The 11,825-nt window shown below is 37.1% G+C and carries 9 protein-coding genes; 8 read left to right on the top strand and 1 reads right to left on the bottom strand.

The genetic code is table 11. The annotated features are described in order from the left end of the window. Positions 1 to 106 precede the first annotated feature (106 nt). The 5 genes from miaE (at position 107) to PFY09_RS13640 (ending at position 6,478) form a co-directional block, all read left to right on the top strand. The gene (miaE, locus tag PFY09_RS13660; RefSeq protein WP_076391290.1) at positions 107 to 688 is read left to right on the top strand and encodes a tRNA-(ms[2]io[6]A)-hydroxylase; all 582 of its coding nucleotides are present in this window, start codon (positions 107 to 109) and stop codon (positions 686 to 688) included. 11 nt (positions 689 to 699) lie between these two features. Further along, entirely contained in the window at positions 700 to 1,317 is a 618-nt protein-coding gene (locus PFY09_RS13655) for a DUF502 domain-containing protein (RefSeq protein ID WP_076391288.1), read from the top strand. A 201-nt stretch (positions 1,318 to 1,518) separates the two neighbouring features. Then, complete coding sequence (locus PFY09_RS13650; RefSeq protein WP_271160068.1) at positions 1,519 to 2,604, top strand: FAD-dependent oxidoreductase; 1,086 nt, start codon at positions 1,519 to 1,521, stop codon at positions 2,602 to 2,604. A 1-nt stretch (position 2,605) separates the two neighbouring features. After that, positions 2,606 to 3,763, top strand: a complete 1,158-nt coding sequence (locus PFY09_RS13645) for a pyridoxal phosphate-dependent aminotransferase (RefSeq protein WP_271160067.1) — start codon at positions 2,606 to 2,608, stop codon at positions 3,761 to 3,763. A 279-nt stretch (positions 3,764 to 4,042) separates the two neighbouring features. Continuing rightward, positions 4,043 to 6,478 (top strand): TonB-dependent receptor plug domain-containing protein, encoded by a 2,436-nt coding sequence (locus PFY09_RS13640; protein ID WP_271160066.1) that lies wholly within the window; start codon positions 4,043 to 4,045, stop codon positions 6,476 to 6,478. Positions 6,479 to 6,546: 68 nt separating this feature from the next. Here the strand turns inward: PFY09_RS13640 and PFY09_RS13635 are convergent, their stop codons facing one another. After that, positions 6,547 to 7,767: a PQQ-dependent sugar dehydrogenase gene (locus tag PFY09_RS13635; protein ID WP_271160065.1), complete on the bottom strand. Its 1,221-nt coding sequence runs from the start codon at positions 7,765 to 7,767 to the stop codon at positions 6,547 to 6,549. 107 nt (positions 7,768 to 7,874) lie between these two features. Here PFY09_RS13635 and PFY09_RS13630 point away from each other — a divergent pair, with 107 nt between their 5' ends. From PFY09_RS13630 to uvrB, 3 genes are all read left to right on the top strand, one after another. Then, entirely contained in the window at positions 7,875 to 8,249 is a 375-nt protein-coding gene (locus PFY09_RS13630; protein WP_076391278.1) for a BlaI/MecI/CopY family transcriptional regulator, read from the top strand. A 176-nt stretch (positions 8,250 to 8,425) separates the two neighbouring features. Further along, positions 8,426 to 9,658: a M56 family metallopeptidase gene (locus tag PFY09_RS13625; RefSeq protein ID WP_271160064.1), complete on the top strand. Its 1,233-nt coding sequence runs from the start codon at positions 8,426 to 8,428 to the stop codon at positions 9,656 to 9,658. A gap of 155 nt (positions 9,659 to 9,813) precedes the next feature. Continuing rightward, positions 9,814 to 11,805: an excinuclease ABC subunit UvrB gene (gene uvrB, locus PFY09_RS13620; protein WP_271160063.1), complete on the top strand. Its 1,992-nt coding sequence runs from the start codon at positions 9,814 to 9,816 to the stop codon at positions 11,803 to 11,805. Positions 11,806 to 11,825 lie beyond the last annotated feature (20 nt).

Genomic DNA, 11,825 nt, shown 5'->3' with positions numbered 1-11,825 from the left:
CAAGATTTTTAAATTATTAAGAAAAATATTTTTTAAACATTCTGAATGTTTAAATAAACTTTAATCGTATCGCAAATTATTTTAATTTTACAGAAAATTTTAAAACATGTTTAAGTTGAAACTTCCTACCGATCCAAGGTGGGCAAATATTGCTGAAGGAAACATCGAAGAAATTTTAACGGATCATGCTTGGTGCGAGCAAAAAGCCGCTACCAATGCAATAGGGTTAATTACCATGCTTCCTGAATATCCGGAAATTGTAACGGAACTTCTTGCGATTGCGCAGGAAGAGCTGGAGCATTTTCGTCAGGTTCATGAGATTATTAAAAAAAGAGGCTATACTTTCGGACGCACCCGAAAAGACGATTATGTAAACGAACTGGTGAATTTTATCCAGAAAGGCGGTAACAGAGATGATCTTATTGTCGATAAAATGCTTTTTGCAGCCATGATCGAAGCCAGAAGCTGCGAAAGATTTAAAGTTCTGACTGAAAATATTAAAGATGAAGAGCTTAAAACCTTCTACAGAGAACTGATGATTTCGGAAGCCAACCATTACACCACCTTCATCGGGTTTGCAAGACAGCTCGGAGACGAAGAAAAAGTAAACAAACGCTGGGAAGAATGGCTGGAATATGAAGCCAAAGTCATTCAGTCTTACGGAAAAGGCGAAACCATCCACGGATAAAAAAAGATACATTGAAAAAACTGACGTTTGAAAATATTGCCAATTTTTTCCTGAAAAATTTCTTTCAGGGACTCGTGATTATCGGTCCGATCGGGCTGACAATTTTTGTTATCTGGTATGTTGTAACGTCTATTGATAATATTATTCCTTCTGTTGCCAAGGAAATTCCGGGGCTGGTTTTTATTTCAACCATTTTAATTACGGCACTTCTTGGGTTTTTAGGAAACAAATTCGTTGTCGGAAAGTTCTTTTTCGATTCTATGGACCGTCTTCTTGAAAAAACTCCGGGCGTAAAACATATTTATACTCCAACAAAAGATGTAATGTCCTCATTTGTAGGAGACAAGAAAAAATTCAATGATCCTGTCTGGGTAAAAACCAACGAAAATCCTGAAATATGGAGAATTGGTTTTTTAACACAAAAAGAAATGGCAGACGTTGAAAAACACAATTATGTAGCGGTCTATCTTCCCCATTCTTATGCTATTTCGGGATGGGTAATCGTTACCGAAGAAAAAAACATTAAACCCGTTGTAGGGATGACAGCGGCTTCGGCAATGAAATTTGCGGTAAGCGGCGGTGTTGCAGGGTTCCATTCCGATGATAATATTTTCAAGGCACCGGAATAGTCTTTCTTTTTTACTTAAATACTATTGCAGAAGATCTTCTCTGCGATCATTTTCTTTATTTAGCTGAATACAGCACTAAAGAAAACATTTATCCTGTTTCATTAAAAGAATACATCTGATTTTAGAATAATTTTTTTTCGCAGATTATTCATTTTTAATGAAAATTTTACAAATTAAAACAAAACTAACAACAATAAAAAGATGGGCAAAGTTGCAATCATAGGAGCCGGTGTATCCGGTCTGAGTATGGCAAATTATTTGGAAAAAAATAATATCGACTATCATCTCTACGAAAGAAGAACCCCAAATGATCTGAAAGGACACGGATTTATCCTTCCCAAAGAAGGAATTGAACATCTTTCAGCCATTATTGATATTAATGACCTTTACGCAAAAGGAAGTTTTCTGAAAAAATACATCCATTATAACCAAAGCGGAGAAATGCTTTCCGAAAAAGATCTGGATGATGTTTTTGTAGTTTCCAGAAGCGCCCTGATCGAGATTCTTGCCAAAGGAATTCCTTCAGATAAAATTTCTTACAATTCAACGGTTGCACTGAATGGATTTTCGGAGGGAAAAGCAGAAATTACGCTGGACGAAAATACTATTCTGGAAGCAGATGTGGTTGTTGCTTCAGACGGATCAAGAAGCCGCATCAGAAGAACTATTTTTCAGGATGAAATCATGAAAGCCGTTCTGGAAAATGAAGTGGTAAACATCATTGAAAACGAAGAACTGGCAGGCAAAATCGAAAGCAATTTTCTGAAATTCCATCATGAAAACGGCGGACTTACTTTTGGCGTTTTAAAACTTTCATCCTCAAAAATACTTTGGTACTGCCAGTTTGATATCACCAAACATTTCATCAACGAAGATTACACTCCGGATTGCATCAAGCAGTTTATGCTGGATAATTTTGGCAACTGGAATCCTCTGATTTCATCGATCATCGAAGGTTCAGGCTATGAAAATGCACACATCTGGAGAGTTTATGAGCTTGAAAAATTAAATCCTTTTTATCATCAGAATGTTGTTTTCATCGGCGATGCAGCACATCCGCTGATTCCTTTTACAAGTCAGGGCGTTACCTCAGCGTTGAAAGACTCTTTCACTTTAACCCAACTTTTAGCCGAAGGAAATGATCTTCAGGAAACCTTCAGCAAATACGAAGAAGACCGGAAATCTGAAATCGAAATCCACATCAAAAACGGAAGAGCCCTGCTGGAACAATTCCTTTTACCTCTGAACGAGCAGCCTAAAAACACTTTACCCATTTCATACAAATAAAATGTTTACAAACAACGATATCAATTTTGAAGCTTTAAAAAGAAAGGCCTACAATGGAAGATGGGCAACTCTGGAAGAAGGAATTATCCCTTTAACAGCGGCAGATCCGGACTTCAGAATGTCTAAAGAAATAGAAAACGGAATCATAGAATACATTAAGGACGGCTATTTAAGCTATGGTCCTTTCTCTGGACTTCCTGAGTTCAAAAAAAGTGTTGCAGAGCATTTTAACACCGGTAAAAAAGGAAGCTTTACACCAGAAAATGTGCTGGCTGTAAACAGTGCCGCGATGGGAATGTATATGGTTGCCAAATATGTACTGAATCCCGGAGATGAAGCCATCATTTTTGATCCGGTAGATTTCCTTTTCAAAAAGACAGTGGATTCGGTTGGCGGAAACATTAAATTGTGCGCAGTAGATTCTAAAACCGGAGATATCGACTTTGAAATGTTGGTCTCTTTAATTTCTCCGAAAACAAAACTCATCAGCATCTGTAATCCTCACAATCCAGTCGGAAGAATATATTCCAGAGAAATTTTACAGAAGATTGCAGACATTGCGGCAGCTCATGATCTTTGGGTGATGAGCGATGAAATCTGGAGCGATATTGTGTATGATAAAAAAGAATTCAACACCTACTCTTCTGTTTCCGAGAATGCTAAAAAGAAAAGTTTTACCGTTTTCGGATTTTCAAAATCATTCGGAATTGCAGGATTGAGAATTGGTGCCGTTTTATGCAATGATCAGGAATTAATGGATGATTTCACAGAAAAATCCATGTTCAATTCTACCATTGAAGGTGTTTCTACATTATCGCAGATTGCAGCAAGCGTTGCCATTGATAAAGCAAAACCGTGGTTTAATGATTTTCTTACGCATTTACAGCACAACAGAGATTTAGCCCACAGTATGCTGAGCAATTCGGGCGTTCTAATTCCTAATCTTCCCGAAGCCACTTTTGTTATTTTTCCTAAAATCAACAACGGTATGTCGAGTGACGAATTTGCACAGCACGTTTTAAAAGAAGGAAAAGTAGCGATTGTTCCCGGCTCGGAACGATGGTTCGGAAAAGGCGCTGAAGGACACGTAAGAATCTGTTTTTCAACCTCACAGGAAATCCTCACCGAAGGACTGAACAGAATAATCAATAGTTTTTAAAAAATACAGAAGCGGATTCAATAAAACTTGAATCCGTTTTTTTTTCAAATATGTGTTACCCTAATTTCAGACTTAACTGCTTTTGCGATTTAATTAAAAAGGCTAAAACTTTTTCCCGGAAACTTTTTTTCTTTATTTAAAATACCCTTCATTTTTTCCATGATATCATAATTTTTATTTAATTTAAATACATTTATCAAACAAAACCATATTTTATTAATGATTTAAAAACAAAAATTAATATTTTTGATATAATTGCTAATTTAAATCTAATACAATATGAAAATTAAATACATAAGTGCCTTTTTTCTTGGAGCTTCTTCCGTTCTGTATTCTCAACAGATTAATGACACCATATCAAAAGAAGGAAAAATTGATGAGGTTGCCATTACGGGAAGCCGGAATAAAAAAAGAACAGTTGTAGACACTCCGGTTCCGATTGACATCATCGACATTAAGCAGGTAAGCCAGTCAACAGGGCAGATTGAAGTCAACCAGCTTTTACAGTTTTCAGCGCCTTCATTCAATTCCAATAAACAATCCGGATCAGACGGAGCGGATGCAGTAGATCCTGCAACATTAAGAGGACTTGGTCCCGATCAGACTTTGCTTTTGCTCAACGGAAAAAGATACCACCAGTCTTCATTAATCAATCTTTTTGGTACAAAAGGCCGTGGAAATACAGGATCGGATATGAATACGATTCCTGTAGGTGCGATAAAAAGAATTGAAGTTCTTCGTGACGGAGCATCGGCGCAATATGGCTCGGATGCGATTGCAGGAGTAATCAACGTTATTTTAAATGACCGTAATCATGGTTTTGAAGGCAATGCTTTTTATGGAGTGAATCTTTTTAAAAGTCCGGGAGATAAAGATGTGGTTTCTGACCGAAAAATAGACGGAAATACTTTTGATTTTTATGGAAACTACGGAACAAAAATAGGTTCTAAAGGTGGTTTCGGAAATTTTACGGCAGAATTTGTCAATAAAGAATATGCCATCCGTAATGCCAATCCTGAAAAATATGATGCTCCGAGACAAAGATTCGGGGATGCAAAATCACAGAATTTTTATTTTTTCGGAAATATTGAAATTCCAATATCCGATAATTTAAAATTTTATTCCAGACAGGGCTTTTCGCACAGAAATACAGACGCTTATGCATGGACAAGAAGCGCGGATGCAGACGGAAATATTCCGCAGGTTTATCCTAATGGTTTTAATCCCGTTCAGGATACAAGCATTTCAGATTTTACTTTTGACAATGGCTTAAAATTTAAAGTGGCAGACTGGGAAGTGGATGCGTATAATGCGTTTGGAAGCAACAGATTTACCTATCAGATCGATCATACCATCAATGCGACATTAGGCGTAAGATCACCTACGAGTTTTGATGCGGGAGGACATTCTCTGCTGCAGAATACAACAGGTTTCAATGCAACCCGACAGTTTTCGGTTCTGGAAGGGCTGAATGTGGCATTCGGTTCAGAATTCAGATATGAAAAATTCAATATCATCAAAGGAGAAGAAGCTTCTTACGCGATGTATGATGTGAATGGAAATGTCGTGACGGCAAATACCCCCTCAACATTACTGGTAATCAATCCTTTAAGCGGAGATGTAAGACCGGGTGGTTCTCAGGGTTTTCCCGGATATTCTCAGGAAATTAACAAGTCCAGAAATAATTTTGCAGCGTATGTAGATACTGAACTCGATATTACCAAAAACTGGATGGTAAGTGTTGCCGGAAGATTCGAAAATTATAATGATTTTGGAAGCACTTTGAACGGAAAACTTGCAACACGATACAAAATAACACCACAGTTTGCATTCCGAGGATCTTTTTCTACCGGCTTCAGAGCGCCGTCTCTGGCTCAGAAATATTACAGCCTGCAGTTTACGAATTTTCAGGGAGGAAGTCTGGTTACCATTCAACTGGCATCTAATGACAGTAATCTGGCAAAAGCAGTCGGAATTCCGCAGCTTAAACAGGAGACTTCTGTGAATGGAAGTGCAGGATTCACTTTTAACACCGGAAAATTTACAGCAACAGTTGACGGCTACTACATCAAGGTAAAAGACAGAATTGTTTTAACAGGAAATTTCTCGCAGGATGATGATGCGATTGGAAATATTTTAATTGAAAACCGTATCGATCAGGCGCAGTTTTTCACCAATGCAATAGACACGAGAACTAAAGGAGTTGATGTTATTTTAAGTTTTAACGAAAATATCGGAAAAGGAAAACTGACCGCAACGTTAGCCGGAAATTACAATGAAATGGAGATCACAAAAGTGAATACTTCCGACAGGCTGAAAGGAAAAGAAGACATTTATCTCAGCCCGAGAGAAAGAGCTTTTATTTTAGCTTCTGCACCAAAAACGAAGATCAATTTAAACCTGAATTATAAGATTAGTAAATTCAATGCTAATTTACAGTTGGTAAGATTTGATAAAGTGACTCTGGTAGGCTACAACGGACCGGATGATTACCAAATATACAATCCAAAAGTAACTGCGGATCTTTCTTTCGGCTACGAATTTTCAAAAAATATTCATCTGACGATCGGAAGCAAAAATCTCTTCAACCGATATCCTACATTGCAAAAAGAGGCGGCTTCAGCCGGAAATACAGAATCGGGAGGTATTTTTGATCCTGTACAGATGGGATTTGCAGGAAGACAGGTTTTTGCAAGATTTAATTTTAAATTTTAATCTTTATACCAATAATAAATAAGGACTTCCGTAAATTCAGAAGTCCTTATTTGTTCGGTTAAAACTATTTATTTTTTAGAAATTTTATACAATTTTCCGCTGTCCGTAACAGCGTACAAATTTCCGTCGCTTGCATTGAGAACATCGCGGAATCTTTCGTTCTGATCTTCCAGAAGCCTTTCTTCACCCACCACTTTGTTATCTTTCATTACAATTCGGTTGATGTGTTCTCCACTTAAACAGCCGATCATCAGATTTCCTTTCCATTCGTCGATATTTCCGGTATAGAACGTAACTCCGCTTGGCGAAATCACAGGATCCCAGTAATAAACAGGCTGTTCTGTTCCCGCTTTTTGAGTTGTCCCATTGTTGATTTTATCTCCGGAATATTCGATTCCATAGGTTACATCTCCCCAACCGTAATTTTTCCCGGGTTTTATTAGATTGATCTCATCTCCGCCTCTCGGTCCCATTTCTACATCCCACAAATTTCCATTCGGATCGATTGCAAGACCTTGCGGATTTCTGATTCCGTACGCATAAATTTCAGGTTTAAATCCTGTTTTTCTCATGAAAGGATTTCCGGTAGCCGGCTGTCCTTCTTTCGTTATTTTTAAGATTTTACCTAAATAATTATCTGTTCTCTGAGCATAAACTCTGGTTTGCTTATCTGATCTTTCTCCTGTACTTACAAACAGATTTCCGTCTTTATCAAACGCCAATCGGCTTCCATAATGCTTGTCTCCGTCGTACGTTGGAGTTGCTCTGAAAATTACTTTTATTTCAGAAATCGTTTTTAAATCCTGAGAAAGTTTTCCTTTTGCAACCGCAGTATGATTTCCATTTTCATAAGGTTCTGAAAAACTGAAATAAATGATATTGTTTGTTTTAAAATCAGGATCTAAAGCTACGTCTAACATTCCGCCCTGCCCTTTGGAATCTACTTTCGGGAAGCCTTCGATTTTTGAAATTTCTTTTCCGTCGGCAGAAACCACATTCATATATCCTCTTTTGTCCGTAATTAAAAATCTTCCGTCCGGTAAATTGACAATTCCCCAAGGTTTTCCAAGATCTTTATTTAAAACTTCAACCTTGTAAGGCGTCGAGGTTTTTACAGCTTTTATTCTGGTCTGTCCGGCAAAAGCAGGTTTATATTCGGGAGAATTAGGCTCTTTCGTTTCTACGCTTCCGTCTTTTCCGAGCTTTTGGGCATTAAGTTTATTTTCTTTGCATGATGAAAACAGGAGAATTAAACTGATTGCTGAAATATAAAATTTACTGATTTTCATTGAATTAGGATTATTATTTTAATTTCAAATGGAAAAATAATGCCATAAAATTTGGTGGTTTAAATTTTTATTCTACATTTGTAGAAACAAATAACAATCCGTAGAATATGAAAGAAATAAAACTGACCGATTCTGAGAAAGATCTCATGGAAATTCTTTGGGAAAAAGAAAAAGTTTTCATGAAGGACATTTTAGAATCCTACCCTGAACCCAAACCTGCCACTACAACTATTGCCACCCTTCTGAAAAGAATGCAAAATAAGGATTTTGTTGGCTACAAATTGTATGGAAATTCCCGCGAATATTATCCAAAGATCGCGAAAGGAGCTTATTTCAAAGAAGAAATGACTTCCATGATTGACCGTTTTTTCAACAGTTCCGTAACGCAGTTTGCATCGTTTTTTACGTCCAATGCAAAGCTTTCCCAAAAACAACTGAAAGAACTCCGTGAAATTATCGACCAGCAAATCGACGAAAAATGATGATCGTTTTAAAAATAATTCTGTGTTCTTCCTTGCTTTTGACCGTATATTACGTGTTTTTGCAGAAGGAGAAAATGTATGGTTTCAATAGGTTTTACCTTTTGTTTTCCCTTGTATTTTCTTGCACCGTTCCGTTCATTTCCATTCAATCGGAAGCTCAAAAACCTGTTAATCGTTTGCAGAAAACGATTGAAGCAACACAACAGGTTATGGACATTACGCCGAAACAGGAAAGTTTTAACTGGATGAATCTGATCTGGATATTGTACGGAATCGTAACATTGATTTTCCTGATAAGAACTATTATTTCATATTTAAAAATTAAAAATCTGAAGGGTGAAAAAATGATCTATCAGAATCAAAATATCATCATCACAAATGAACCTATTTCGCCTTTCAGCTTTTGGAATACGATTTATTTAGGAAAAAACTATCTGATTGACAACAAATTAGATTCCAGAATATTTCTTCACGAAAAGAGTCATCTGGAACAGAAACACAGCATTGATATTATTATTGTTGAAATCATAAAGGCTTTTACGTGGTTCAATCCGTCTGTGTATTTCTACAAAAAAGCAATGATTACCAATCATGAATTTCTGGCGGACGAATCTGTCTTAAAAAATGATTTTACCATAAAAGACTATCAGAATTTAATTCTGGAGGAAATTATTTCAAGCCAAAACTATAACCTTACCCATACATTCAATTTCAAAAACACCAAAAAACGATTTATTATGATGAACGCCAAAAAATCAAAAATTACAGACTTAAAAAAAGTAATAAGTATTCCTGTTTTAATGATTGCTTTCGGACTGTTTGTGCAGAGAACCTATGCAACTCCAATCGAAAAGATGATCGAAAAAACACAGGAAACAATATCAGAACCGGTGAAAGATCAGATCATTGAAAATAATGAAGAAAATAGTAATGTTTTCAAAAATGATGCTTTACATAACGAAACTGAGAACGTTGCAGAACTTTTAAAAAAAGCAAATACTGAAAAAGAAGTTCAGGATACCATCCGACCAAAAGAGGGTAAAAACACAATAGTAAAGCAGGAAACTTCACAAAGTACAACAAATGAAACGGTAAAAGAAGAGCCCACACTGCTTCCTCAATATCCGGGAGGGATTAATGAATTAAGGAATAATATTTCAAAATCTTTTGACGGAAATAAAGTTAATGTAAGCAAAGAAACGTACAGAACTGAAATCAACTACACTGTTCTGGAAGACGGAAATATTGCCGATGTTAAAGCCACGGGAAACAATGAAGCATTTAATACAGAGGCAGTGAATTCCTTCAAAAAAGCCAATGAAAATATAACCTGGAAACCTGCTGAAAAAGACGGAAAACAAGTTCGCTACAGAATGAGAATTCCACTAACGATGTCTTTTCAAAATTAGGATCGATTTTTCAAAAATAAAAACAGCATTCAGATTGGGTGCTGTTTTTGTTTTACATATAGTCATTCGTCTATTTTAATGAATCTGTGGTGTGAAATAGTTCCCGATGTCAAATATTTCTTTCGTATTTTTGTTAGGATAACATCACAATTTTTATGAATTTTAAACTTCAATCAGAATATAAACCTACCGGAGATCAGCCACAAGCGATAGAAAAGCTCACCGAAGGAATCGAAATCGGGGAAAAATACCAAACGCTTTTGGGAGTTACCGGATCCGGAAAAACATTTACCGTTGCCAATGTGGTGCAGAATGTACAGAAACCGACTTTGGTTTTAGCTCACAACAAAACTTTAGCGGCACAGCTTTTCATGGAGTTTAAAGAATTCTTTCCTGAAAATGCCGTTGAATATTTTGTAAGTTACTACGATTATTATCAGCCGGAAGCTTACATTGCCACAACCGGAACTTACATCGAAAAAGACCTGAGTATCAACGAAGAAGTTGAAAAACTAAGACTTTCCGCAACTGCGAGTTTACTTTCCGGAAGACGGGACGTTCTGATTGTTGCTTCCGTATCATGCATTTATGGTATCGGAAACCCGACAGAATTTCACAAATCTTTAATTTCCATTGCGATTGGTGAAAAAGTGACCAGAACCGCACTTCTTCATTCTTTAGTTAATGCACTATATTCCAGAACATTAAACGAATTCCAAAGAGGTACATTCCGTGTAAAGGGAGATGTGATTGATGTTTTCCCGGCTTATGCGGATAACGCAATCAGAATTCAGTTTTTCGGGGATGAAATTGAAAAAATCCAGAGTTTTGATCCGGTTTCGGGAAATGTGACAGGAGCTTTTGAACAGATTCAGATTTATCCTGCCAATCTTTTTGTAACCTCAAAAGAAACTTTGAACGGCGCAATCCGCGATATTCAGGATGATCTAGTAAAGCAGGTTGATTTTTTCAATTCTATTGAAAAACCACTGGAAGCCAAAAGATTACAGGAAAGAACCGAACTCGATTTGGAGATGATTAAAGAGCTGGGTTACTGTTCCGGAATTGAAAATTATTCGAGGTATCTCGACGGAAGATTGCCGGGAACAAGACCTTTCTGTTTATTGGATTATTTCCCTAAAGATTATTTGATGGTGATTGATGAAAGTCACGTTACGGTTCCGCAGGTTCATGCGATGTACGGAGGCGACCGAAGCCGTAAAGAGGCCTTGGTGGAATACGGATTCAGGCTTCCTGCCGCAATGGATAACCGTCCTTTGAAATTTGAAGAATTTGAAGCCATTCAGAATCAGGTTATTTATGTTTCGGCAACTCCTGCGGATTATGAACTTGAAAAAACAGGAGGTGCTTATATTGAGCAGATTATCCGACCGACCGGACTTTTAGATCCGATTATAGAAATCCGTCCAACACTGAATCAGATTGATGATTTAATGGAGGAAATCCAGAAAAGAGCGGATCTTGATGAAAGGGTTCTGGTAACGACGTTAACCAAGAAAATGGCGGAGGAATTAACAAAATATTTTACCAAATTCGGGATCAGAACACGGTACATCCATTCCGATGTAGAAACTTTGGAACGTATCCAGATCATGCAGGATCTGCGTGTGGGACTTTTTGATGTTTTAATCGGGGTAAATTTATTGAGAGAAGGTCTGGATTTACCGGAAGTGTCTTTAGTAGCGATTCTGGATGCGGATAAAGAAGGGATGTTGAGAAGCCGAAGATCGATGATCCAAACCGTTGGTCGTGCCGCGAGAAATCTTAACGGAAGAGCGATTATGTACGCTGATAAGATCACCAAATCGATGCAGGCAACACTCGATGAGACTGAATACCGCCGTGCAAAACAAATGCAGTACAACGAAGAACACGGCAAAGTTCCGGTGGCTTTAAATAAGAAGATTTCTGAAAGCCTTGTCGGAAGAAGCAAAGATTTTCCGGATGAAAAATATACACAAAAAGAAATTTTACAGAAAGTTGCTGAAGCCAAAGCAAGCTACACTTCTGAAGATATGGAAAAAGTAATCGCGCAAAAGCAGAAGGAAATGGAAACCGCTGCGAAAAATCTTGATTTCATTAAAGCCGCGAAATTAAGGGATGAAATTGCTGCTTTGAAGGAATAAATTATTAATTGTAAAATATA

The sequence above is a fragment of the Chryseobacterium gambrini genome, assembly GCF_027920505.1.
GTDB classification, from domain to species: domain Bacteria; phylum Bacteroidota; class Bacteroidia; order Flavobacteriales; family Weeksellaceae; genus Chryseobacterium; species Chryseobacterium gambrini.
This window is presented reverse-complemented; position numbering and strand designations above follow the sequence as displayed.

Excerpts from the sequence above, each read along its gene's own strand:
- uvrB (WP_271160063.1), top strand. The coding sequence starts at position 9,814 with ATGAATTTTAAACTTCAATCAGAATATAAACCTACCGGAGATCAGCCA.
- PFY09_RS13650 (WP_271160068.1), top strand. The coding sequence starts at position 1,519 with ATGGGCAAAGTTGCAATCATAGGAGCCGGTGTATCCGGTCTGAGTATG.
- PFY09_RS13640 (WP_271160066.1), top strand. The coding sequence starts at position 4,043 with ATGAAAATTAAATACATAAGTGCCTTTTTTCTTGGAGCTTCTTCCGTT.
- PFY09_RS13635 (WP_271160065.1), bottom strand. The coding sequence starts at position 7,767 with ATGAAAATCAGTAAATTTTATATTTCAGCAATCAGTTTAATTCTCCTG.
- PFY09_RS13645 (WP_271160067.1), top strand. The coding sequence starts at position 2,606 with ATGTTTACAAACAACGATATCAATTTTGAAGCTTTAAAAAGAAAGGCC.
- PFY09_RS13630 (WP_076391278.1), top strand. The coding sequence starts at position 7,875 with ATGAAAGAAATAAAACTGACCGATTCTGAGAAAGATCTCATGGAAATT.
- miaE (WP_076391290.1), top strand. The coding sequence starts at position 107 with ATGTTTAAGTTGAAACTTCCTACCGATCCAAGGTGGGCAAATATTGCT.